At 64.7% G+C, this 24,810-nt stretch carries 18 protein-coding genes and 1 tRNA gene; 10 read left to right on the top strand and 9 right to left on the bottom strand.

Annotated elements, in window-relative coordinates; all coding sequences use genetic code 11:
* The first annotated feature begins 15 nt into the window (after positions 1-15).
* Positions 16-504: a cation:proton antiporter regulatory subunit gene (locus ACOOGG_RS14865; RefSeq protein WP_420436400.1), complete on the top strand. Its 489-nt coding sequence runs from the start codon at positions 16-18 to the stop codon at positions 502-504.
* A gap of 3 nt (positions 505-507) precedes the next feature.
* Positions 508-1,707: a cation:proton antiporter gene (locus ACOOGG_RS14870; protein WP_420436402.1), complete on the top strand. Its 1,200-nt coding sequence runs from the start codon at positions 508-510 to the stop codon at positions 1,705-1,707.
* Here the strand turns inward: ACOOGG_RS14870 and ACOOGG_RS14875 are convergent, their stop codons facing one another.
* Positions 1,708-2,019, bottom strand: coding sequence for a hypothetical protein (locus ACOOGG_RS14875; protein WP_420436404.1), 312 nt, complete (start codon positions 2,017-2,019; stop codon positions 1,708-1,710). It lies immediately after the preceding gene.
* A gap of 99 nt (positions 2,020-2,118) precedes the next feature.
* Between ACOOGG_RS14875 and ACOOGG_RS14880 the strand changes: the two genes are divergently transcribed.
* The 3 genes from ACOOGG_RS14880 (at position 2,119) to ACOOGG_RS14890 (ending at position 10,055) form a co-directional block, all read left to right on the top strand.
* Positions 2,119-2,195 (top strand) — tRNA-Val (locus ACOOGG_RS14880).
* A gap of 217 nt (positions 2,196-2,412) precedes the next feature.
* Entirely contained in the window at positions 2,413-9,018 is a 6,606-nt protein-coding gene (locus tag ACOOGG_RS14885) for a PEP/pyruvate-binding domain-containing protein (RefSeq protein ID WP_420436406.1), read from the top strand.
* Between the two features lie 149 nt (positions 9,019-9,167).
* Positions 9,168-10,055: a DMT family transporter gene (locus tag ACOOGG_RS14890; protein WP_420436408.1), complete on the top strand. Its 888-nt coding sequence runs from the start codon at positions 9,168-9,170 to the stop codon at positions 10,053-10,055.
* 28 nt (positions 10,056-10,083) lie between these two features.
* Here ACOOGG_RS14890 and typA read toward each other — a convergent pair whose 3' ends face one another.
* On the bottom strand, positions 10,084-11,940 hold the full coding sequence (typA, locus tag ACOOGG_RS14895; protein ID WP_420436410.1) for a translational GTPase TypA: 1,857 nt from the start codon (positions 11,938-11,940) through the stop codon (positions 10,084-10,086).
* Positions 11,941-12,066: 126 nt separating this feature from the next.
* Entirely contained in the window at positions 12,067-13,743 is a 1,677-nt protein-coding gene (locus ACOOGG_RS14900) for a PQQ-binding-like beta-propeller repeat protein (RefSeq protein WP_420436412.1), read from the bottom strand.
* 67 nt (positions 13,744-13,810) lie between these two features.
* Between ACOOGG_RS14900 and ACOOGG_RS14905 the strand changes: the two genes are divergently transcribed.
* Both ACOOGG_RS14905 and ACOOGG_RS14910 read left to right on the top strand, forming a co-directional pair.
* Positions 13,811-13,996 (top strand): hypothetical protein, encoded by a 186-nt coding sequence (locus ACOOGG_RS14905; protein WP_420436414.1) that lies wholly within the window; start codon positions 13,811-13,813, stop codon positions 13,994-13,996.
* A 21-nt stretch (positions 13,997-14,017) separates the two neighbouring features.
* Positions 14,018-14,371, top strand: a complete 354-nt coding sequence (locus ACOOGG_RS14910) for a carboxymuconolactone decarboxylase family protein (RefSeq protein WP_420436416.1) — start codon at positions 14,018-14,020, stop codon at positions 14,369-14,371.
* Between the two features lie 3 nt (positions 14,372-14,374).
* Here ACOOGG_RS14910 and ACOOGG_RS14915 read toward each other — a convergent pair whose 3' ends face one another.
* The 3 genes from ACOOGG_RS14915 to ACOOGG_RS14925 all read right to left on the bottom strand — a co-directional run bounded on the left by ACOOGG_RS14915 (position 14,375) and on the right by ACOOGG_RS14925 (position 18,350).
* Positions 14,375-15,544 (bottom strand): epoxide hydrolase family protein, encoded by a 1,170-nt coding sequence (locus ACOOGG_RS14915; RefSeq protein WP_420436418.1) that lies wholly within the window; start codon positions 15,542-15,544, stop codon positions 14,375-14,377.
* Positions 15,545-15,603: 59 nt separating this feature from the next.
* A complete protein-coding gene (locus tag ACOOGG_RS14920) occupies positions 15,604-17,202 on the bottom strand; it encodes an ABC transporter permease (RefSeq protein WP_420436420.1) in 1,599 nt (532 codons plus the stop codon).
* 98 nt (positions 17,203-17,300) lie between these two features.
* Positions 17,301-18,350 carry an ABC transporter ATP-binding protein gene (locus tag ACOOGG_RS14925; protein ID WP_420436422.1) on the bottom strand — a complete coding sequence of 350 codons (1,050 nt, stop codon included), beginning with the start codon at positions 18,348-18,350 and terminating at the stop codon, positions 17,301-17,303.
* Positions 18,351-18,407: 57 nt separating this feature from the next.
* On the opposite strand from ACOOGG_RS14925, the gene ACOOGG_RS14930 reads away from it, so the two are divergent.
* Positions 18,408-19,211, top strand: coding sequence for an alpha/beta fold hydrolase (locus ACOOGG_RS14930; RefSeq protein ID WP_420436424.1), 804 nt, complete (start codon positions 18,408-18,410; stop codon positions 19,209-19,211).
* 18 nt (positions 19,212-19,229) lie between these two features.
* Here ACOOGG_RS14930 and ACOOGG_RS14935 read toward each other — a convergent pair whose 3' ends face one another.
* Together ACOOGG_RS14935 and ACOOGG_RS14940 are read right to left on the bottom strand one after the other, a co-directional pair.
* On the bottom strand, positions 19,230-20,429 hold the full coding sequence (locus ACOOGG_RS14935; RefSeq protein ID WP_420436426.1) for an acyl-CoA dehydrogenase family protein: 1,200 nt from the start codon (positions 20,427-20,429) through the stop codon (positions 19,230-19,232).
* Entirely contained in the window at positions 20,426-21,235 is an 810-nt protein-coding gene (locus ACOOGG_RS14940; protein ID WP_420436428.1) for a sugar phosphate isomerase/epimerase family protein, read from the bottom strand. The genes ACOOGG_RS14935 and ACOOGG_RS14940 overlap by 4 nt, the downstream gene beginning before the upstream one ends.
* Before the next feature lie 41 nt (positions 21,236-21,276).
* On the opposite strand from ACOOGG_RS14940, the gene ACOOGG_RS14945 reads away from it, so the two are divergent.
* Complete coding sequence (locus tag ACOOGG_RS14945; RefSeq protein WP_420436430.1) at positions 21,277-22,467, top strand: cytochrome P450; 1,191 nt, start codon at positions 21,277-21,279, stop codon at positions 22,465-22,467.
* Here ACOOGG_RS14945 and ACOOGG_RS14950 read toward each other — a convergent pair.
* Positions 22,460-23,530 (bottom strand): LLM class F420-dependent oxidoreductase, encoded by a 1,071-nt coding sequence (locus ACOOGG_RS14950; RefSeq protein WP_420436432.1) that lies wholly within the window; start codon positions 23,528-23,530, stop codon positions 22,460-22,462. The two genes, ACOOGG_RS14945 and ACOOGG_RS14950, sit on opposite strands and share 8 nt — an antisense overlap.
* A gap of 62 nt (positions 23,531-23,592) precedes the next feature.
* Between ACOOGG_RS14950 and ACOOGG_RS14955 the strand changes: the two genes are divergently transcribed.
* Positions 23,593-24,810, top strand: coding sequence for an aspartate aminotransferase family protein (locus tag ACOOGG_RS14955; protein WP_420436434.1), 1,218 nt, complete (start codon positions 23,593-23,595; stop codon positions 24,808-24,810).

Consider the following 24,810-nt stretch of genomic DNA (forward strand, 5'->3'; position numbering starts at 1 on the left):
CGGGAGGAGAGACCAGTGGGAAAGGCCACCGAGACAGATTTGCCCGGTGTGGGGGTTCGATTCGACCTGGAAACGAACGCTGGTCGCTCTGTCGGTGTGGTCGTTCATCAGACTGGCAGGCGCGATCTGGTGGTCTATGACGAGCGGGACGTTGATCGCGCCTGCGAGAGCGTGGAGTTGACCGAGGAGGAGGGGCACACCCTCGGTGAGCTTTTGGGCGGCAACCCGGTCTTGGAGCATCTCGATGACGCCGTACATCGGCTTGAGGACCTCGTGATCTCTTGGGTGAAGATCGACTCGAAGTCGTCTCTCGCCGGGCTCACCCTCGCCGAAGCCGGGCTTAGGGCACAAACCGGTGCGGGTGTCGTCGCGCTCGTCACCGACGCGGGCTCAATTCCAATCCCTGGCGGGGCCGACCGCCTTGAAGCTGGTGCCACGGCTGTGGTTGTCGGGGTCCCTGCCGCGGTGAAGGCGGCCACCAAGCTGCTTATCCAATCGGACTAGCCCATGCACACGGCCAGCGATCTGTTTGTGATCGAACTGGGAGCGGTGGTTCTGGTCTTGGCCATCGTCGCCCGCCTGGCCCGGAGGATCGGCCTGCCTGCGCTTCCGCTGTACCTTCTGGTGGGACTGGCGCTTGGCGATGGCGGCCTCGTCGAGTTGCCGGCGTCAACGGAGTTCATCGAGGTGGGCGCCGAGATCGGCGTCATCTTGATGCTGTTGATGCTGGGACTCGAGTTCTCGGCTCACGAGCTGATCGACAATGTGCGACGGTCCACCCTGGCCGGGATAGTCGACCTGTTTCTCAACTTCCCTCCCGGTTTCGTCGCCGGCCTGTTAATGGGGTTCGACCCGATCGTCGCCGTGTTGCTCGGCGGCGTGACCTACATATCGTCGTCGGGCATCGTGGCCAAGCTGGTCGCCGATCTCGACCGCATCGGCAACCATGAGACATCGGTGATCCTCAGCGTGCTGGTGATCGAAGACCTGGCCATGGTGCTCTATCTGCCCATCGTCTCTGGGGTGCTCTTCGGCGGGTCGGTGTTGAGCACCACCGTCACCGTCACCGTGGCGTTGCTGGTGGTGGTTGGCGTGCTCGGTGCCGCCTATTTCTTCGGAGACCGGCTGAGCGCCATCGCCTTGAGCCAGTCCAGCGAAGCGCTGTTGTTGACCCTGCTCGGCGGCACGCTCCTCTTCGCCGGTATTGCCGGACGCCTCAACCTGTCAACGGCGGTGGGCGCCTTCGTCGTGGGCGTCGCGCTATCGGGAGATATCGTCTCGCATGCCCGCGGCCTGCTGTTGCCGCTGCGCAACCTGTTCGCCGCGGTCTTCTTCGTGTTCTTCGGCCTCCAGGTAGACATTCGCCTCCTCTCCGATGTCGCCGTCGCCGCCGTGGTCATCGCCGTCATCACCATCGCCACCAAGTTCGCCACCGGCTGGATCGGCGCTGGACGAGCCGCCATCGGCAAGCCCGGGCGGGCCCGTGCGGGGGCTGCCCTCATCGCCCACGGGGAGTTCTCGATCGTCATCGCCGAACTCGGCATCGCCCGCGAGAGCGACCTCGGAGCACTCGCCGCCGCCTACGTCATCATCCTCACACTGGTCGGCGCGGTGCTCTACCAGTACTCCGACTCGATAACCCTCCGCGCACCGAGCGAGTCCTACCGGGCTAAGTGGCAGCGCAAATCTCGCCGCGCAGGAAAGTGACTACACCATGCTGGTTACGTTGCCTCCGCCGATGGCGACAACGCCGGTGGCATTCAGTCCGCCAATGGCCACGATGCCGATTGAGTTGACCCCGCCCAGCGTGACCAGGCCGATTGCGTTTACGCCGCCCACCGTCACGATGCCCATCGAGTTGACCGCGCCAAACGTCACCAGGCCCATCGCGTTCAACAAGCCCAGTGCCGCGATGCCAAGGGCGTTGATACCGGCGATGGCGGCAAGCCCGATTGCATTGAAGCGATTTAGAGCGACAAAGCCAACCGTGCACTTCTCCGTCGTGACATCTCCAGACATCTGCGCCCCCTAGGGTGATTCGACTGCTGGTGTAGTACTGGGTTCTACCATATATGCATCGGCGTACTCAGCGGCGACCCTGCTACCCTGATTTGTTCAGGGCCGTTAGCTCAGTTGGCTAGAGCACCTGCATGACGCGCAGGGGGTCAGGGGTTCGAGTCCCTTACGGCCCACCATTACCTGGATCGCCTTGACCCAGGGGCACGCCGTTTTGTGAATCCCAGACCCCACGGGTAGACTGGGCGCAAGCATAGCCAAGTGGCGGACTGCGTACGGGTCACACATGGGAGCGGCGATTGTCGCATCTTTTGCTGTGATTTGGTTCGCGGTATGGGTTGGTGTCGGTTTGGTCCGGGTTAGTCCGGGATCATTTGCCCAACAAGAGGTTGTGCCATGGCGGTTTCGTGCTCGCACGCGTTCAAGCAGAAGTCCGATTTTCTCCGGTTCTTTGGGATCCTTGTTGTCGCGCTGAGCCTGCTGGCAGCCATTGCTCCGATTGGGTCACTGGCTTCAGCCGACACTTCGACTGCACCCGGTCCCTGTGAAGACGGCTATGTCGCGCCCACTCCGACCAATATCCCGGTTACCAGTGTCCCCATCACGGTGAACTCGACCACTGCTGATTATTTCGTGCTCTACGTTCGGGCTAGCAACCCGCACACTTCGACCAAAGATCGACCGATTCTGGTCAAGTTGGGGGAGGATGGTACGACCACCCTTTCTGAGAACCTCGCACCCCTGAGCGCCAGCCGGTATCGCCTGGACAAATTCTCGGTTGCGCAGCCCGGCGACCTCGACGGTGACTGTGTTGACGACGTCACAGAGCTGAAGGAGTTGGGTACCTACAACCCCATCAACAGCGGAAAGAAATTAGATATCACCAATGGTGCAGTAGCCATATCCTCTCGGGAAATGTTCCAGACGTTGTCCTTTAACGGCGACACGGGCGTGAGGGGATTGGAGCACCTCAACGGATTGGAGTTCGTCAAATTCTCTATTCGAAGTCTTTCGGGTGAGACCCCGGCGGCATACTTCATAAACTCGAATACTCATAAGATCCACGCCAACTTCGATAGGGCCATCGGTGTCTCGATCAGTACGCCCACAGAAACCGGCAATGGCACTATCGTCTATTACCCACACGTCGCCGCGCCGGACGGGTCGCTAGGTGTGTATGCGTTTCGCTTTTCCCTTTGGGGTATCGCAGGCCTCAGCACCGTCGAGGGATACTACGAGACCCTAGCCGCGGGTATGCCCTTTCTGAAAAACAACCTGTACTACCACCCCGTTACGGAATCACAGGTCAATGTGTACAAGAATGATAAGAGCCGGTACGACAGCTCTCGGGTCAACGTACTGCTGGATGAGGACATAAACCCCGATGTGGACTACATCCCGTTTAACCAGGCGGAGGGTTACGGACGCCTGCGACTGATGGCGGAAGGTGACCGGCCCAGCCCGTTCGACGTGGCTATCTATACCACGCTGCCCAATGACCTTCCGCGTGTTGCCGGAACTATCACCACTGTGCCTCAAACGCCGCTATCTCACGTCAACTTGCGTGCCATCCAAAACGGCCTGCCCAATGCATACATTCGCGATGCTCTGAAGGATGACACCATCAAGTCTCTGGTCGACAGCTATGTCTATTACGCCGTCGGCGCCGATGGCTACACGATTCGCGCCGCGACCAAAGCGGATGTAGACCAGCACTTTCAGGAGCTGCGCCCCCCTCAAACTCAGACCCTTCAGCGAGACTTAACAAAGACATCCATTACCTCACTGGCGAACGTGAGTTTTTCGGATTGGGATGCCTTCGGCGTCAAGGCAGCCAACTTGGCCGAGTTGACCAAATTGTCGCTGCCCAGCGGCACAACCCCGGTGGGGTACGCCGTCCCCTTCTACTTCTACGACGAATTCATGAAGCAGGCAACGCTCGGCGAACAGACGATATTGGGCAAGAAGAAGGCTCCAGACGCGGAGAAGATCACACTCTCGGCAGAGACAACGCTGGCTCAAGCAGTGTCAGCCATGCTGGCCCACTCGTACTTCCAGACCGATTCCGACATCCAAGAGGAGATGCTGGACGACTTGCGCAAGGCCATCAAGAATGCGACGTCCCCCTCCTGGATCATTACGGCGCTGAACAATTTGCACGGTGCTTACCCGGATGGCCAGTCCCTGCGGTACCGGTCCAGCACCAACAATGAGGACTTGCCCGCGTTCAGCGGGGCCGGCCTGTATGACTCCAAGACGCAGGACCCCGACGAGACCACCGCAGACGGCATCGACAAATCCATCAAGGCCGTCTGGGCCAGCCTCTGGAATCACCGCGCCTTTTTGGAACGCGATTTCCATCGGGTGGACCACACCACCGTGGCCATGGGAGTTCTGGTCCATCCCAATTACTCAGACGAGCTGGTCAACGGTGTCGCGGTCAGCTACGACCCGATCACCTTCCAGGACAATGCCCATTACATCAACTCACAAGTGGGGGAGGATTTGGTCACCAACCCGGAGGCGAACTCCCAGCCTGAACAACTGCTGCTGAGTGCTGCCGGCAGCGCCACGGTGCTGTCGCGCTCAAGCCTGGCTAAGTCGAACAAGCTCCTGATGAGTGCTGCCCAGATGCGCCAACTCCGAAGCAACCTGGACACCATCCATAACCGCTTCAGAACCCTATATGAGGTCCAGGACGGTGAGGATTTCGCCATTGAGATCGAGTTCAAGATCACGGCGGCCAACAAAATCGCCATCAAGCAGGCGCGGCCTTGGATTTTCCCCGAACCGCTGGTGCTTCCGAACCCGGAGGTGTCCATCGCCCTCAGTTCGGCTCAGGTCGCCGAGGGCGAGTCGCTAGACCTCACCGCGACTCGCAGCGGAGGCATCCTGTCGACGCCGCTCACCGTTGACCTGGCTTGGAGCGAAACCCAGGCGATGCTGAGTAACAAGCCAGCTTCCGTGACGATTCCAGGCAACCAGACAAGCGCCTCCATCGCCGTACCTATTGACGATGACCAAGAAGACGAAGATGACAGCGTCGTAACCGTCAGCATTAGCGCCGACAGCGCTTACACCATCGGCACCCCGGGCTCTGCATCGGCGACCATCACCGATGACGACCTGCCGTCCACGACGCCTGAGGTCAGCATTACTGCGGGTAGCGGCGTCGCCGAGGGGGCGGCGGCGAGTTTCACGTTGACTGCGTCGCCCAAGCCTGCGGTTGGTCTGGATGTGACGGTTGCAGTCTCCCAGGACGGCGATTTCGGCGTAGCGACCGGTTCGCGCACGGTGACGATCCCGGCGTCGGGCAGTTTTGCGTTGACTGTGGCTACCAGCGATGACAGCGACGATGAGGCGGACGGTTCGGTCACCGCAACGGTCGAGGCCGGGTCGGGTTACACGGTGTCGTCGGGCAGTGCTGCGGCCACGGTCGTTGTGTCAGATGATGATGGTGGGTGCAGCGTGGTGTTGCCGGACGATGCGGTGACGGTGTCGGAGGTCACTGGTTGGCGGGATGCCTTGTCTGCTGCTGCTTGGGCTGGGGTCAAGCGTTTCAATCGGGTGCTGGCTGCTTTGGGCACAGACACGGGCCATACGCCGATGACGGCTGACCAGGCTCAGGGTGTGGCCGATTGGCTGGGAAACACGCGTTGGGATCGCATCTCGCGCACTCTGGCGGCCTTGGAGCAGGCTCAGTGCGATGTTGAGCCTGAAGTGAGCATTGCGGCGGGCAGCGGTGTTACTGAGGGCTCGGCGGCGTCGTTTACCGTCACTGCGTCTCCGGCGCCGACTGCTGCTTTGACGGTGGATGTGATGGTGTCGCAGTCAGGCGATTTCGGTGTGACGGCAGGGGGGCGGGCCGTGACGGTCCCGACCACGGGCAGCAAGACGTTCACTGTGGCGACGGCGAACGACGCGGCTGACGAGGCCGACGGGTCGGTGACAGTGTCGATCGACACCGGCACCGGCTACACAGTGTCAACTTCGTCTGGCTCCGCGACCGTCGCTGTGTCTGACGATGACGACCCGCCGCCGCCGGTTCCGGAGATCAGCATTGCTGCGGGCAGCGGTGTCACAGAAGGCGGCGCTGCGTCGTTCACGCTCACGGCCAGTCCTGCACCGGCGGCGCCCCTGACGGTCAATCTGACTGTTGCGCAGAGCGGCGATTTTGGTGTGTCGGCTGGTTCGAGGGCGGTTACGATTCCGGCGTCTGGTTCCAAGGCGTTCACTGTGGCGACGGTGGATGATTCGGCTGATGAGGCGGATGGTTCGGTGACGGTGTCGGTGGGCAGCGGGACGGGCTATGCGGTGTCGTCTGCGCAGGGCGCGGCGTCTGTGGCGGTGTCTGATGATGATGTGCCTGAGATCAGCATTGCGGCTGGCAGCGGTGTGGTTGAGGGGTCTGCTGCGAGTTTCACGTTGACTGCGTCGCCGAAGCCTGCGGTTGGTCTGGATGTGGCGGTCGCTGTGTCGCAGAGCGGCGATTTCGGTGTGGCGACCGGATCGCGGACGGTGGCGGTCACGGCGTCGGGCAGCGCGACGTTCACGGTCGCGACCAGCGGCGACAGCGATGACGAGGCGGATGGTTCGGTGACGGTGTCGGTGGGCAGCGGGACGGGCTATACGGTGTCGTCGTCGGCGGGTTCGACGTCGGTGGCGGTGTCTGATGATGATGTGCCGCTTGTGGTTGCTGATGTGTGTGTGTCGGCGTTGGAGGGTGATGGGAGCGTCGCGGGGCAATGGACGGACGCGTGCGATTCGGAGGGCCGCGAGGGCCGGTATGCCCGGTTCTTTACTTTCTCTTTGGCGCAGCGGGCCACAGTGACGATCGATTTGGAGTCGTCTGTTGATACGTATTTGTTCTTGCGCAGCGGGCTTGGCCGCGACGGTGGGGAGCTGTCTCGCAACGATGATGGCGGCGACGGCTACAACTCGCGGATCTCGGAGTCGTTGGCTGCGGGGGATTACACGGTTGAGGCGACGACGTTCAGTCGGTCGACTACGGGCGCTTTCACGCTGAGCGTTGACGGCTTGACCGCTCAGCAGCCGCCCGCTGTGCTGCCGGAGATCAGCATCGCGGCGGGCAGCGGTGTCACCGAGGGCGGCGCTGCGTCGTTCACGCTCACTGCGTCTCCGGCGCCGACTTCTGCTTTGGCGGTGGATGTGACGGTGTCGCAGTCAGGCGATTTCGGTGTGACGGCAGGGGCGCGGACCGTGACGATCCCGACCAGTGGCAGCTACATCCTGACCGTCGCCACCACCGGTGACAGCACCGACGAGGCTGATGGGTCGGTAACAGTGTCGGTGAGCAGTGGCACGGGCTACACCGTCTCGTCGAGCAACAGCAGCGCCACGGTGGCGGTGTCTGATGACGACGACCCGCCTCCACCTCCGCCTCCGCCTGCGGATTGTGTTTCTGATGAGACGCTGGGGTTGGCGCGGGACTATTACGAGCTGAACCGTGATCGCGCTCCGGGGTATGGCCGTAACTGGCTTCGGGTGCTGGTCGCGTTCGGCGACGTCGTCGATGATCAGGTGACTGCGTTCACTGCGGCTGAGGCGCTCGAGCGCGAGCAGCTCTGGTTCGGGTGGAGGCCGTTCCGCGAGGCGCTGGAGTGCATCGAGGCAGCCCAGCAGCCCGCGAGCCCGCAGATCAGCATTGCTGCGGGCAGCGGTGTGACCGAGGGCTCGGCGGCGTCGTTCACGCTCACCGCGTCTCCGGCGCCGGCGGCTGCTTTGACGGTCGATGTGACGGTGTCGCAGTCAGGCGATTTCGGTGTGACGACCGGAGCTCGGACCGTGACGATTTCCACCGCGGGCACCTTCGCGCTGTCGGTGGACACCACTGGTGACAGCGCCGACGAGGCCGACGGGTCGGTGACCGTCACGATCGACACCGGGACCGGCTACACGGTGTCATCGTCAGCCGGTTCGGCGACGGTCGCGGTCTCAGACGACGACGACCCGGCACCACCCCCTCCGCCGCCGGCTGAACCGGAGATCAGCATCGCTGCGGGCAGCGATGTCACCGAGGGGACTGCTGCGACGTTCACGCTTACCGCCAGCCCTGCGCCGACGACAGCCCTGTCGGTCAGCGTCACCGTCGCCCAGAGCGGCAGCTTCGGCGTGTCCACCGGGGCGCGCACAGTGACCATCCCGACCGGCGGGAGCTACACGCTGACCGTCGCCACCACCGACGACACAACTGACGAGGCGGACGGGTCGGTCACCGCGACAGTGGGCAGCGGCACCGGCTACACGGTGTCGTCGTCGGCCGGTGCGGCGACAGTCGCGGTGTCCGATGACGACGACGCGGCGCCGCCGCCGAACACGCCGGTCATCAGCATCGTCGGGGGCACTGCGGTCACAGAAGGTGGCAATGCGACCTTCACGATCACGGCCAGTCCCGCACCGACGGCGCCCTTGACGGTCAGCCTGACGGTCTCCCAGAGCGGCAACTACTACTTGCTGCCCGGCACGACAACCATCCAGATGGCGTCGTCGGGCACCTACACCCTGAGGCTCGGCACCAGAGACGACAGCACCGACGAGCCCGACGGTTCTCTGACCGTCACGGTCGACAGCGGCACGGGCTATACCGTGTCGTCCGCGCAGGGCGCGGCGACAGTCGCGGTGTCCGACAACGATCTGCCGTCATCAGGGCCGCCGACGGTGACCGTCAGCGACGCCACCGCCGTTGAGGGCGCGCAGAACCTGGTGTTCGTGGTGACACTGTCGAAACCCAATCCCGACCCGATCACGTTCCGCTACGGCGGATACGCCCGCACCGCGACGCTGTGGCAGGACTGGACCATCGAATACAAGGCGTTCACACTGGATGCCGGCGACACGACCATCGACCTGACTGTGCCAGTCATCGACGACGACACCCCAGAAAACGACGAAACGCTGCGCATATATGTCTACGCCATCAGCGGAATCGTCATCCGCGACGGCTTCCTCTACGCCACCGGCACCATCACCGACAACGACTAGCCGAAAGGCTCGGCAAGCCCTCCAGGTTCCAGCCACGATAGACCGCTTGTCCTGCTAGCCTCTCTAATTCAAGGTCGTTAGCTCAGTTGGCTAGAGCATCTGCATGACGCGCAGGGGGTCAGGGGTTCGAGTCCCTTACGGCACACTGAATGGATCCCGCCCAGTCCAGTGATCGTCGGCGGCTGGGCTGGCTGCTTGCCGGGGTGGGCATGCTGGCGGTGTCCACTGACTCGCTGTGGATCCGGCTCTCGGAGGCCGACGCCATTGATGTCTCGTTCTGGGTGGCGTGCTGCTCGGTGCCCATCTACACCGCGCTCAGCCATCGTGTGGACGGCTGCTGGCCGCTGGAGGCGTTCCGCCGCCACCCGTGGCAGCAACTAGTCATTGGTTTTGTGACCGGGGGCAGCCAACTCTGCTTCGTCATCGCCATCACCCAGACCCGGATAGCCAATGTGGTGGCCATCGTGGCCGCAGTGCCGCTGCTGGCCGCGGTGAGCGCCTGGATATGGCTGAGGGAGCGCATCTCCCGGAAGATGGCCATCGCCATCGCCATCACCATGGTGGGAATAGGGGCGATTGTGTCGAGTTCGGTGGGCGAGCCCACCCTCACCGGCGACCTGCTGGGTATCTTGGCCATTGTGGGCTTTGCGGTGAGCTTGACCATGTGGCGCCGGTATCCCGATATGAGCCGCTTGGTGGGGCTGTCCATCGGCGGGGTGATGACCGTGGGGGCCTTGGTGTACTCGGCAACGCCGCTCTCGTTGGATGTCCGGGCCTACCTGTCGATCGCCGCCATGGGCCTGGTGTTCAACCCCTTCGGCCGATTGGCGCTGTCCAACGCCCCCCGCTTCGCCCCGGTGGCCGATGTGGCTCTGTTCTCGCCCATTGAGACGGTGGCCGGCACAATATGGGCCGCAGCGTTCTTCAATGAGATGCCCCGGCCTGTCGCCGCAGTTGGCGCAGCCATCGTCCTAGTCGGCGTGTTCTACGGCACCGTCGCCACAACCCGGCCTCAGGTTTCGGCATCTGCGGGCTAGCCGGAATGGCTGGGGCGCTGCCCATCAGCTAGCGCTGGAGGCGCTTCTTGTTTCGGGCGCGGGTGCCGGCGTCGAGGACTGTCTTTCGGAGGCGGATGGAGCCGGGCGTGACCTCGATGCACTCGTCGTCGGCGATGAACTCTAGGGATTGCTCTAGCGACAAAATGCGGGGCGGGGTCAAACGGACGGTGTCGTCGGAAGCGGCGGCCCGAACGTTGGTCTGCTTCTTCTCCCGGCAGATGTTGACGTCCATGTCCTCGGGGCGGGGGTTCTCGCCAATCACCATGCCCTCGTACACCTCATCGCCGGGAGCGACGAAAAGCGAAGCCCGTTCTTGGATGGCGGCCACGGCGTATCCGGTTACCGGGCCTTTTCGGTCGGCGACGATTGAGCCTGAGCGACGGGTGCGAAGCTCGCCCATCCAGGGTGTGTAGCCCTCGAACACGTTGGCCGTCAGGCCGGTGCCTTGGGTCTCGGTGAGGAAGTCGGTGCGCAAGCCAATGAGGCCCCGCGCCGGCACTATGTAGTCGAGCCGAACCCAGCCGGTGCCGTGGTTCGACATGTTCACCATGGTGGCCTTGCGCTCTCCCAGAAGCTGCGTCACCGCGCCGACGAAGCTCTCGGGAATGTCGATGGTGACCTGCTCGGTGGGCTCATGGAGCTTTCCGTCGATGGTGCGAGTGACCACTTCGGGTTTTCCGACGATCATCTCAAAGCCCTCACGGCGCATGATCTCCACCAGCACCGCGAGCTGAAGCTCGCCTCGTCCCTGGATCTGCCAGGTGTCGGGACGGTCGGTGTCCAACACTCGGATCGACACGTTGCCGATCAGCTCGGTGTCGAGGCGGTTCTTGATCAAGCGAGCAGTGAGTTTGTCGCCGTCGAGCCCCGCCATGGGAGAGGTGTTGGTTCCGATCGTTATGGAGAGGCTGGGCTCGTCCACCGTGATGCCGGGAAGCGGCGCGGGGCTGGTGAGATCGGCCAGCGTTTCGCCGATGGTGATTTCGGGGATGCCCGAGATGGCGATGATCTCCCCGGCGCTGGCCACCTCGGCGTCCACCCGGTTGAGGTCCTCAGTCACGTAGAGATCGGTGACCTTGGCGGTGGTGATCGTCCCGTCGGTGCGGCACCACGCCACTTCTTGGCCCCTCTTGATGGTTCCGTGCATGACCCGGCACAGCGCGATGCGCCCCACATATGGGCTGGCATCGAGGTTGGTGACCCAGGCTTGGAGCGGGTGCTCGGGATCGTGGCGGGGTGCGGGGACAGCGTTGAGCAGCGTTTCGAACATGGGGCGCAGATCGGTGCCCTGTTCACGTGGGTCGAGAGTGGCGGTGCCCCGACGGGCGTTGCAGTACACAATCGGAAAGTCGATCTGATCCTCGGAAGCGTCCAGATCTAGGAACAGCTCGTACACCTCATCGACCACCTCGGAAATGCGGGCATCGGGCCGGTCGATCTTGTTGACCACCAGCACGACGGGCAGCTTGAGTCCCAGTGCCTTGCGCAGGACAAACCGCGTCTGGGGCAGCGGGCCCTCGCTTGAGTCGACCAACAGGAGGACCCCGTCGACCATTGTCAGAGCCCGCTCTACCTCGCCGCCGAAGTCGGAGTGTCCCGGCGTGTCGACGATATTGATCTTGATCTCCTCGCCGCTGTCGCGGGTGTAGCGGACTGCGGTGTTCTTGGCCAAGATCGTGATGCCCTTTTCTCGCTCGAGGTCCATCGAGTCCATTACACGCTCGGCCACCGTCTCGTTGGAGCGAAAAGCTCCCGACTGCCAGAGCATGGCGTCGACGAGAGTGGTCTTGCCGTGGTCGACGTGGGCGATGATCGCCACGTTGCGCAGGTCGGAGCGCGCCGCAAGGTAGGGGTTTCGAGCCATTGTGAGCCTCACATGCAGATGGCGCCGTCCCGAAGCGGGACACTGGCAGCGGCGATACTGTCGCAGTTTATGGCGCGACTTAGCATTCTACTGGTGATGGCCAGCTAGTCGGTGGGCTATTGGCCGCTATTGCTTCAAGCGAAGTGCCAGCAGGTGGGGGACTTGGGGTTCTTCGACCAAGCCGATGGGGTAGATGATCATGTCCCCGGCCACCGAGGGCCAGCCGTTGGTGGCGCCTTGGGCCTGGTGGTGCCACACGATCTCGCCGGTGGCCCGGTCGAGGGCCAGCAGCTCCCCGAAGAAAGTGGAGGTGAACAGCAGGTCGTTCACCACCGTCATGCCGCCAAACACATCAGCGGCGGGAATCTCGGGGATCTTGGTCTCAATCTTGACCTCCCAGACGATGTCGCCGGTGGCGATGTCGATGGCCACCACGTTGCTGGGACGGGTGAAGATCTGCGTGCCCTCGCCGCCGCTGCTCACCTGGTCGGACTCGTAGTAGGAGGGGGCATTCACCATGGCGGCGTAGAACACTCCGTCAGCCAAGGCCGCGGGTGTGACCATGCCGCCCTGGGCGCCGGGCAGCACCTCCACCGGGGCGCTGAAACTCTCGAGGCTGTCGTTGCGGTGCAATCCCACCGAGGTTCGCCACAGCACTTCGCCGGTGGCCGGATCATGGCCGAACGCCACCCCGCCCTTGCCGGCCGACACGAGCACATCGTGTTCGAGACCGTGGTCTTCAGCTTTGGCCAGCGCCACTAGCACATGGTCGCGGTCGAAGATGTCGTGGGGGAAGGCTTGGAACCCCCATCGCAGCTCGCCGGTGTTGATGTCGAGCGCCACCGTGCCGCTGGTCCAGCGGTTGTCGCCGGGACGGCTCGACCCTGCGGGCCAGCCCTGAGCGCCGGGGAACGGGTAGGGGTTGCCCACTCCGTAGAACAGGGTGCCGGTGTCGGGGTCCAACGCCGGCGGGTACCACGCCCCGCCGCCGCTGTTGACGTCGGGATTGCCCCAAAGGCCTTCGTCTTCCACCGTGGCAAACGTCCATACAACGTCGCCGGTCGCCTGGTCCAAGGCATAGATGGTGCCCCGCACCCCGGCGGGGAAGCCGCTGGTAGAGGCCAACACCATTCCGTTGTAGACGAACGGCTGCACGTTGAGCTCGCTGCCACCCTCGGTGATCTCAGTAGCCCAGATCTGCTCACCGGTGTCGGCGTCGTAAGCCGCGATCTGCTGACCCCGCAATCGATTGCCGATCTTGATGGCGAAAACCTTGCCCCAGCCCACCGCCACACCCGACGGGCCGTACATTCCGCCTCGGTTTCCCGCCCTCCAAAGGTTCTCTCCGGTGGTGGTGTCGAAGGCGTGGACTCCACCGTCGAGTCCGGCCACAAACACCCGGTCGCCCAATATCAACGGCGAGGTGGCCAGATTGCCCCACGTGCTCCCGCCTCGTACATCGGCTGTCCAGGCCACCTCCAGGCCATCGACGGTGGTGGAATCGATCGGGCTGTTGAACACCGCCCGAGTGGAGGCAAGGTCGCGGTTGGGCAGCGGCCAATCCTCGGCGTGCGCGACCACCTCGGGCGGGCTGCCCAATAGCGGGGCATCGGCAGTCGGCCCAGGCTCGGGGCTCGCCTCGTGGGCACTCTCGTCGGGCGCCGCCTCAGCAGATCCTGACGGTGCCGACGTGGGCGAGGTCAGCTCTTCTGATTCATCCGACGACGCGCAGGAAGCCAATATCAAGGCGGCTGCGAACCCGGTGAGGGCCATCCGGCGAGCGGCGTCAAACCTGCTGCCCATACCCCGACTGTAAGTGCTCATCGGCTGCGAGCCATTACTGTGTTGGTACCCCAGCCAAGGAGGACCCATGGCCCGAATCAAGATCCCCGACGGCCCCGAGGAGGAGCTGCATCGGTTGTGGATGATGACCCCGGAGCTGTCCGGCCCGGCATCGGCGTTCAGTGGCGCGGTGTACAACGAGAGCAAGCTTCCTGTGCGGTTGCGGGAGCTGCTTCGAATGAGGATCGCCCAGCTCAACCAGTGCGTGGTTTGACTGGACACCCGCATTGCGTCGTTGACGCAATATGAACTGAGCGAGGACGACTACCTCAACGTCGGCAACCGGGACGAATACGACGGCTTCACCGAGGCCGAACGCGACGCCCTGGAGTACGCGGAGAAATTCGCCACCGACCACTTGTCCATCGACCAGGAATTCATGGACCGAATGGTCGGCCATTTCGGCGACGAGCTGGTGGTGGAGATGACCCTCGCCATCGGCTGCTGGATCGCCTTCGGGCGCCTCAACCAGGTGATGGACGTGGTCGTCTCCTGCCCGCTGCGGATGAAAGGCCCCGACGAGGCCCGCGAGAACCAAGAGGCCGCCAACGGCGACCTCCTAGCCATGCGCTCCGCCCGATTCGCGTAGGCCTCAGCGGAACAAGCGGCCAAACACCCGCAGGTCGTCGGTGAACAGCTCGGGTTGCTCGAAGGGGGCGAAGTGGCCGCCTTTGGGCTGCACCGACCAGTGGACGATGTTGTAGCGGCGCTCGGCCCATGCTCGGGGGGTTTGCAGCAGCTCTCGGGGGTAGGCCGCGTGGCCGGTGGGCACGGTTATCCGGCCAGCCCAGGAGTCCAGCGCCGAGGTGCCGGTGCGGGCCGACTCCAGATACAGCCGCCCGGATGACGCTGCGGTGCTGGTTATCCAATACAGCATCACGTTGTCGAGCAGTTGGCCTTTGGTGAACACGCTCTCCAGGTCGCCATCTTCCAGATCGCACCAGTGCTGGTACTTCTCGATGAACCACGCGGCCAGCCCAGCGGGGGAGTCGTTGTGGGCCATGGCCAGGGTTTGGGGCTTGGTGCTCAGCATCGCCATGTACCCAGTGCCTCCGTCGATCACCTCCAGCGAGCGGCCTATGGCCGCCTGCTCAGCCTCGGTCACTCCCTCCATCATCTTGGCCGGGTCGGCTGACTCCTCAGCGGTGGGCTGGGCGAAGAGCATGTTGAAGTGGGCGGCGATGAGCCGGTCGGCGTAGGCCTCGGCCATTCGCCGGGTGACCAGCGCCCCCCAGTCGCCCCCCTGCACTATGTAGCGTTCGTAGCCCAGCTGCTCCATGACTCCGGCGATGGCATCTGCGCAGCGGTGCATGTCCACGCCGGGGTTGGCGGTGGGTCCGGAGAAGCCGTAACCGGGCAGCGAAGGCACCACCACGTGGAAGGCGTCGGCCGAATCACCGCCGTGGGCCACCGGATCTGACAGCGGCCCCATCATCTCCCGGAACTCCACCACCGAGCCCATGTAGCCGTGGATCAGCACCATTGGTATGGCATCGGGCTCCGGCGAGCGCACGTGGTAGAAGTGGACCTGCTCACCAGCCGCGGCGGCGGTGAACTGGGGAAAGGCGTTGAGGTACGCCTCACGTTCCCGCCAGTCATAGTCGTCGGCCCAGTACCCGCACAGCTCTCGCATGTAGGCCACCGAAGCGCCGTCGGCCCACCCCGGGCGCACGGTGTCGGGCCAGCGGGTCATAGCCAGGCGCTGGTGAAGGTCGTCTAGGTCGGCTTGGGGGATGTCGATCTCAAACGGCTCGATGCTCATGCTCTGAGCGTGTCACACCACCTCGACCATCTTGCAGGCGGACCGCTAGTCGAAGTGGCCTAGTCGAAATGATCCGCCCGGCGGACGATGAAGAACCAGGTGAGCACCCCCGACAGCACCACAAGCACTCCCGACCACACGCCGGCTTCGGCCACGAATGCCTCTTCGATGCTGTTGAACGCCTTGGTGGTGAGGGTGGGGAAGTCGAACGGGGCGATGAGCAAGGTGATGGGCAGTTCCTTCATCACCGACAGCATCACAAGCCCGCCGCCGGCCAACAGCCCCGGCGCCATGAGCGGAAGCTCCAGCGTTCGGAAGCGACGGGCCCAGCTTGCCCCCAAAGTGCGGGCCGCGTCGGTAAGCCGGGTCGACACCGCGGCCACTGCCACCTGGGAAGTGCGCATGGTCTGGCCGCCGAAGCGCACCACGTAAGCGAACACCAGCAACACCAAGGTGTTGCGCAAGTGGCTGCCCACGTCGGTCTTGAGCGTCCAGAACAACAGCGCCAGCCCGATAAGGATCCCGGGCAGTGCGAACGACGACACGATGACCGCGTTGGCCACCGTTCCGATCCGGGATCGGAAGCGCACCACCAGATAGGCGGCCGGCAGCACCGCCGCCACCGCCACCACTGCGGCCACGACGCTGCCGAAAGCAGTGTTCCAGGTGGGCGACCACACGTCGTCCCAGCCCACCAGCAGGTCTCGCCCGCCGGAGGCGTCGAGTGCGATGCCGTCAACGGCCCAGTCGACCAGCGAGGCCAGAGGGCCCAACAAGCTCACCGCCACCGCCGCGATGAGGAAGGCCACCGCGGCAGGCTTGGCCCGGCCCAAGCGGTAGAGCACAGGGCGCCGCGAGCGGACCGGTGCGGCCACCTCGAAGCGCCGGGTGGCCGCCCGCTCTGCCAGAACGAAGGCGGCGGCCAACACCAGCAGGATCACGCTTAGGGCCAAAGAGACCGGCTGGTTGTTGAGCCGGGTGGTGTAGATGGCCCGGCTGAGGGTGTCGTAGCGCATGAGCTGTACCGCGCCGAAGTCGCTGATGGCGTACAGGAACACCAACAGGGTCCCGGCGCTGATGGCGGTGGCTACCTGCGGCAGAACCACCCGCCGGATGATCGTCAGCGGGCTGTCGCCCAGCAGCCGGGCGGTCTCCTCCACCGAGCCGGGCAGCCGCCTCAGTCGGGCGGCCACCGGCAGGTAGACATAGGGATAGGTGAACAGGGTGAGCGCCAACCATGCCCCGAACAGTCCTCGCATCTCCACGTCCCAGGTAACTCCCACATTGTCGAGCCAGTCGGCCAGCAACCCTCCGGGGTTGAGGGTGCGGATGAGGGCCGCGGCGCCGATGAATGTGGGGAACACCAGCGGCAGCGGCAACAGCCCCTGCCATAGCCGCCTCAGGGGTACGTCACATCGGGTGGTCAACCAGGCCAGGGCGGTGCCCAGCGCCGCGGTGGAGGCCGACACCAGCACTGCTAGTTGCAGGGTGCGCAGCAGCGGTCCCTGGGTTCGCTGGGAGAACAGCACTCCCAGCGGATCGCTGCTGAAGGTGAAGTTGCGCCACACCAGATAGCCCGCGGGGAAAGCGAACCCCACGGTCGCCAATACGGCAACCACCTTCAACAGCGCCGGAGAACCGATCGTGGGCGACCGCACAGGGTGCGACCTTATCCACAGGTAGAGCTAGAGGTAAAGCTTGCTTTACGCCTTCTGGCTGGCTACCGCAACCTGTTCGGTGCGTCGGCTACCAACCGTCAGTTGGATTCAGGGGTTTCAAAGGCGACCGCGGGTGGCCCGGTATAAGCAGGGGAGACCCGGTCACCGGGAGCAAAGCTCGTCAATCCGCGAGCTAGGGCACGAAGGCGGACGCCGACGGCATTGGCCACGGTTACCATGGCATCCGGTCCCCGGTACTCGAAGTGCTCGACGGTGTGCTCGTCGTCGCCGTCGCCGGCGCGAAGGGTCACGGCTTCGGGCCTCACCACCACTTCGACTGATCCATGGGCGGGCTTGAGCAATGGCACGGGGCCGAAATCGGTCTCGGCAACCTCCCCGGTGGCCACACCGGGATACATGGACACCGCACCCACAAAGGCAGCCACCCACGGGGTGGCCGGGTTCTGGTAGATCTCGGCCGGCGATCCAGTCTGCATGATGCGGCCCGCGTCCATGACCGCCACCCGGTCACCCAAGACCAGTGCTTCCTCCCGGTCGTGGGTGACGAACACCGCGGTCATGGCAGTGTCCCGCAGAAGTTGGCGCACCTCGGTCCGAATGTCGCGCCGCAGGGCGGAGTCCAGGTTGGAGAACGGCTCGTCAAGAAGCAGAACCGTGGGCTTGGGGGCCAGCGCCCGGGCTAGTGCCACCCGCTGCTGCTGGCCGCCAGAGAGGGTGTCGGGGATACGGTCCTGCATTTCCGGCAGGTTCACCAGCTCCAGGGTCTTGGCCACCTCCACTGGCCGCTGACGGCGGGGAACCCCGTAGCCCACGTTGCCGGCCACATCCAGATGGGGGAACAGCGCCCAGTCTTGGAACACCATGCCGACGTTGCGGTCTTCTGGCCTCACTGAGGTTCCATTGCCATCAACCAGGCTGCCAGCAATGTGGATTTCTCCGTGGTCTGCTTGTTCTAGCCCCGCGATGATCCGAAGAAGCGTGGTCTTCCCACACCCGCTTGGCCCCAGCAGGGCCAGCATCTCCCCTTTGGCCACTTCAAGGCTGCAATCTTCGATCACGCTGGCCCCGCCGAAGGATTTGGAGAGGTTCTGCACCGACAGCAGAGGTTCCGGGGTGATGGGGGCCATGAGGCATTAAGGGTACCTATATCGATGCGGTCTGGCGCAGAAGTACAGTACTTGGCCATGCCCCAGGATCGCCCCCAGATCACGATGGTTCCCACCGACGGCGGACCGATCCAGGCTTACATCTGCGGCGAGGGTCCGCTGGTGGTGATGCTGCCGTCGATGGGCCGAGGCGCGGGAGACTTCGACCGACTGGCCACTGACGTGGCCGCCGCCGGATACCGGGTGGCCTGTCCCGAGCCCCGGGGTCTGGGGGCCAGCGCGGCGCCCGACCGGCAGGAGACCCTGTCGACGCTGGCCGCTGATGTGGCCGCGGTGATCACCGAAATCGGCGACGGCCCCGCGGTGGTTGTGGGCCACGCCTACGGCAACCGGATCGCTCGCATGACCGCCACCAACCATCCGGAGCTGGTGGAGAGCCTGGTGCTGCTGGCGTGCGGTGGCTTCATCCCGGTCACCGAGGAGATGGGCGTGGCGATGCGGACCATCTTCGACACCCGCAACCCGCCCGAAGCCCGCCTCGACGCGGTGGCCCGTGCGTTTTTCGCCCCGGGGAACGACCCCAGCGTTTGGGCCGACGGCTGGCACGGGTCGCTGGCCCGTCATCAAGAACAGGCCACCGTGAACACCCCGGTAAGCGATTGGTGGGCCGGAGGCACCGCCCCCATGCTGGCCGTGCAGCCCGCCGACGACCAGCTAGCCGTGCCCGCCAATGCCGATGCCCTAGTCGAGGCCGTTGGCGATCGGGTGGAGGTAGTGGTCATCCCCGATGCCGGCCACGCCCTTTTGCCCGAGCAGCCCGAAGCGGTGGCCGAAGCGGTGATCGGCTGGCTTGAACACCGCCGGGCTGAAACCCGCGTCTAGTTGGTTTCAGGCGCTCAGTTAGTTGCGGGGGACCTCGTTCCAGGGGATGGCTTTGTCCACCCGGGGTTCGCCGGGGAGGCCGAGGATCTGCTCGCCCAGGATGTTGCGCATGATCTCGGTGGTGCCGCCCTCGATGGAGTTGGCCCTAGTCCGCAAGAAAGCATGGCCGATCCCGTTCTCGGCCCCGGAATCCGACGCCATGTCTGGACGGCGGAAGGTGTAGTCGAAGTCCACCGAGCCCGCTGGCCCTTGGAGGTTCACACACTCTTCGAAGATCGCCTTGTTCAGCTCGGAGTGGATGGCCTTGGCCACCGAGCCCTCGGGACCAGGGTTGCCGGCCCGGCGGTTCTGCGAGGCCCGCATGTTGGTGAGCCGCAGCGTCTCGGCCTGGCTCCACAACTGCATTACCCGGTCTTGGCGGGCTGATGTGCGTTGCTCGTCGGGCAGCCCGGCCCACACCCGCACCAATTCGGCGATGCTGCCCGATCCCTGCTTGGGAGAGCCTCCGCCCCCGATCACGGTGCGCTCGTTCATCAGTGTGGTGAGAGCCACCCGCCACCCCTCACCCTCATCGCCGATGCGGTCGGCGTCGGGCACCCGCACGCCAGTCATATACACCTCGTTGAACTCGGCCTCACCGGTGATCTGGCGCAGCGGGCGCACCTCCACCCCCTCGGCGTGCATGTCCAGTGCGAAATAGGTCATTCCCTTGTGCTTGGGGGCGTCGGGGTCGCTGCGGGCCACCAGCATGCCCCGATCCGCGAGGTGGGCGAGGGTGTTCCAGACCTTCTGGCCGTCAACGGCCCAGACCTCGCCGTCGCGCACCGCCCGAGTGGCCAACCCGGCGAAGTCACTGCCCGCGCCCGGCTCAGAGAAGAGCTGGCACCAGCGCTCCTCGCCGGTGAACATGGGCCGCAGGAACCGGCGCTTCTGCTCATCGGTTCCGTGGGTAACCACGGTGGGCCCGGCTAGGGCGAAGAAGAAGGCGCCAGGGTCGGCCGGCCCCGCTCCCGCGCCTCGCAGCCGCCCTTCGATATGTCGCTGGTAGCGAGGAGCCAAGCCGAGACCGCCGAAGCCGGCAGGAAAATGCACCCAGGCCAGTCCGTAGTCGTACTGGTAGCCGCGGAACTCCTCCACCGACATTGTGGTGGGATCGTGTTCAGCCAAGAGGGAGTCGATAGCGTCGTCAACTTCTTGGGGGATGCCTTCAGTGCTCACAAGGCCAATCTAGCGAAGCACTCCATTGATTGGCGGGCCGCCACATGGGTTTCCAGCGCATTGAGCTCGTCCGAGAACACCTCGACTGCGATAGGTGCGTCGACGCCGCGATCGTCCAGATCAGCCAGCAAACCGGCGATGTTGCCGTGGCCTTCACCGGGCATCAGGCGATGGTGAACGCACTCATAGGCAATCTCATCGGGGGTTGGCTGGCCCACGGGGTCGGGCCCGGTGTCTCCGATTTGGATGGCTTTGATCATGGCTGGGTCGATGGCCGAGTCCACCTGGCCTCGCTCCGGTCCCCGCGACAAGTGCCAGGTGTCGAGCAGCAACCCCGCGTTTGGGCGGCCTGCCCGCTCGACAATCTCAGCCGCCACCCGGTGATCGTCCAACGGCGACCAGGAGAAGGGCTCGATCAAGGCCAAGATGCCGTGTTCAGCAGCCTGATCGGCGATTTCGGCCAAAGTCGCCGCGGCTTGATCCCGGTGCTCGCCCGGGTGCCAGTCGGAATGCTCGAGAACCGTAATGGACCGGGCCCCTAGAGCCGCGGCCGCAGCCACCGCGTCCTCGGCGCCCTCTGGCGACCGCATCGTCATTGCCACTCCGTCGTACTCGGCGATCTTCAGGCTGAGATCCTCCAGCAGTTCCCGGATGGCTGCATCGTTCCATCCCCGCTCATACAGCTTGCGGTGCTCCCACCCGTAGATCGATAGCCGAGCAAAGCCGGCGGCTGAAGCGGCCCGGGCCTTGTCATCCCATGGCACCCGGCCCAGCGTCCCCGTGCAGAGGTAGGGGGGATAGTTCACGGGCCGAGACTAGTGGTGCATCCCCGCACTACCGTGCGGCCATGGAGTTCGACGCCCGCGATCCGGCCCATGAGATCGAAGGAGTCCCGTTTCCCACGTTGGCCCGCATTCGCTCCCAGGAGCCCATCTGCCCCTCGCCGACCGGCGGTTGGTATCTCTCGACCCGCCGCCACATCGACACCGCCCTCAAGGAGGTGGAGACCTTTGTGGCCGATCTGGCCCCGATGGCCGGACTGCCCGGCACCGAGGTAGTTCCGCCCGAGGAGCTGTTCTTGAGCGAGATTCCCGAGCCCCGCCACGGCCGTATCCGGCGGCTGTACAACTCCAACTTTGCCCCCCACCGGTTGCGCAACACCGAGGAATTCGTCACCCGCACATGCCACCAGCTGCTCGACCCGATGCTGGCTGCCGGCGAGGGCGACCTGCACGCGGGCTACGCGATGCCAATCCCCAGTGCCACCCTGGCCGACCTAATGGGCTTGCCCTCCGAGGCGGGCGACAAGTTCATGGGCTGGTCTTTCGACGGCACGCTCATGCAGCGCCCGGGAACGCCGGGGATCAATCCATCGGGGCCGCCTATTTTGGACTATTTCCGAGAAGCGCTGGCCGAACGCCGAGCATCAGCGGCTGCCGGTGAGGAGCGTCCCCATGACGTGATCATCGGCCTAATGGATGCCGAGATCGACGGGGTTGCGCTGAGCGACGCTGAGATCGTCACCCAGCTCCAGTTCATGGTCATGGCCGGGGTCCACACCACCCGGGCGCTGCTGGTACACCTGGCCCACCGGCTGCTGCGGGATCGGGATCTGTTCGAGCGGGTGGCCGCGGAGCGCGACTTGGTTGCTCCGCTGGTGGAGGAGTCGCTGCGCCACGATGCCCCGGTGCAGGCCACCACCCGCCGTTGCACCCGCAGGGTCGAGCTTGACGGTGTGGAGATGCAGGCTGGCGACTGGGTGGAGGTTGGCATCGGCTCGGCCAACCGGGACGAAACCGTGTATGACGACCCCGACGTGTTTCGCTTAGACCGCGACGACCCCCGCGACCACCTGGGGTTCGGCGGCGGGCCCCATATATGCCCCGGGGCCACTCTGGCCCGTATCGAGGCCATCAGCGCGGTCAACGTACTTTGCGATCGGGTGGCGGAGATGTCGGCGGTGGAAGGGGCGACTTACCCGCCGCTGCCCGGTGGCATGTCGCACCTGCCCATTCCGGCCAGGCTGACGGCTAAGTAGAACAAGTAGAACGGGGCTTCGCCTCGGCGAGCTCGGCGATATAGGCCAGTTCCTCGTCGGTGTCGGCTCTGATAGTGAGGCCGGTGGCCTTGGTGTCGTACCAGCGGGCGAAGCGCTCCTTGATGCGCTGGCGGGATCCGATCAGCGCTCCGTCGTCGATGTAGTCGTCGGGCACTTCGGCCACCGCCTCATCCCGCCGCCCGGCCATGAACAGCTCCTGGATGCGCTCGGCAGCCTCACCGAAGCCCCGGCGCACCATGGCGTCGCGGTGGAAGTTGTGCTCCCGGGTCCCGTAGCCCCCCACCAAGAAGGCGAACTGCGGCTTGGCCTCGTCGATGGTTCCCTGCACGTCGTCGGTGATCGACACCCGGGCCCCGGCCTGGATCTCGATGTCGTCCCAGGTGCGACCTGCCCGGTCGAGCCCCTTCTCGATGGCCTCGGTATAGAGGTGGGCGCTGCCCGGGGTGTAGCCCAAGGGGAGCCACCCGTCGGCCAGCTCGGCCATCAGAGCAGTGTTGGCCGGCCCTCCGGTGGCCAAGAACACCGGGATGTCGGGGTTCATGTGAAGGATCGACTTGAGCGGCTTGCCGATGCCCAGTGCGTCATCGCCGCTATAGGGCAGGCTGATCTGCGATCCTTCGTGGCTAACTGGGCCCTTCCGGGCGAACACCTTTTTGATGATGGACACGTAGTCGCGCAGCAGGGCATTGGGCTTGCCCCAGGGCTGGCCGTACCACCCCTCCACTATCTGGGGACCCGACAGACCCAGCCCGCAGATGGCCCGGCCCGGTCCGGCCAGCGCCTCCAGGGTGCCGAACTGCATGGCGGCGGTCACCGGCGGCCGGGCGGCCACCTGGCACACCGCGGTGCCGAGGCGGATGTGGCGGGTATGGGCCGCGATCCAGGCCAGCGGGGTTATGGCATCAATCCCGTAGATCTCTGCCGACCACACCGAGTCGTATCCCAGCCGCTCGGCCAGCTGCACCCTGGCCAACTGCTCTTTGGCCAGCGAGGTATCCAGCCTGGCCTGGTTCCAAAGATCTACTCCGATTCCCAGCTTCATATGCCCTGACTATCCCACCCCCGGCGGCCGGCAAGTGAATTGGCGGTGGATAGAATTCGGCGGTGCCTACCAAGCTCTTGCATTCATTTACCCCACCCTCCGCTGACGATTTCATCACCATCGTGCGGGCCGAGGGATGCACCCTGTGGGATGAACAGGGGAAGCGATATCTGGATGCCATGGCCAGCCTGTGGTATTGCCAAGTCGGCCACGGCCGCGCTGAGATAATCGATGCAGTGGCCGACCAGATGCGGCTGCTCGACGCTTACCAGACGTTCGCACCGTTCACGAACCAGCCGGCCGAGGAGTTGGCCTCGATGGTGGCCGAGCGGTCGCCGCTGGCCGACAGCCGGGTATTCTTCTGCGGCTCGGGATCAGAGGCAGTGGACTCCGCGCTGAAGATCGCCCGGGCGGTACACCGGCTCCGGGGCGAGCCCGACCGCCAGGTGATCATCCGTCGCACTGATGGCTACCACGGCACGAACTTCGGGGGAACCTCGGCCCAGGGCATCGCTGGAAACCGGGAGGGCTGGGGGGATCTGGTGCCGCATTTCGTAGAAGTCCCCCGTGACGACATCGAGGCTGTGAGCACAACCATGGCCGCCAATGAGGGGCGGGTGGCCGCTGTCATCACTGAGCCGATGCAGGGTGCCGGGGGAGTATTCCCACCCCAAGACGGCTACTTGGAGGGACTGCGGCGCCTGTGCGACCAGCACGGAGCCCTGCTCATCATGGACGAGGTGATCTGCGGATTCGGCCGCACCGGTCAGTGGTTCGGGGCCCAGCACTACGGCGTCACCCCTGATCTGATGACGTTCGCCAAAGGGGTTACCTCGGGGTACCAGCCGGTGGGCGGGGTCATTTGCAGCCGAAGCGTGTGCGACGTTTTGGAGCAGCCCGGCTTTCTGCTGCGCACCGGCTACACCTATGCCGGGCACCCCACGTGCATGGTCGCCGGGGTGGCCAACCTGGCCTTGATGGAAAAGGAGCAGCTGGTTCAGCGAGTGCCGCATTTGGCCAAGAAACTCACCGAGGGGCTTGCCGCGCTCCAAGCCGACGGGCTCATCCAGAGCTACCGGGGAACCGGGGCGGTGTATGCCGCAGAGTTGGGTTACGACGCTGCGGCTGCTCGGATGCGGCTGTTGGAAGCTGGCGTGGTGCTACGGCCCGTTGGAACTGCCTTGGCCATATGCCCGCCCCTGGTGATCACCGACCACGAGATCGGCACACTGTTTGACACCATGGTCGAAGTCTTGGCCCGGGGGGACGAGCAGGGCTGA

The sequence above is a fragment of the Candidatus Poriferisocius sp. genome, from assembly GCF_965214065.1.
Classification (GTDB): domain Bacteria; phylum Actinomycetota; class Acidimicrobiia; order Acidimicrobiales; family Bin134; genus Poriferisocius.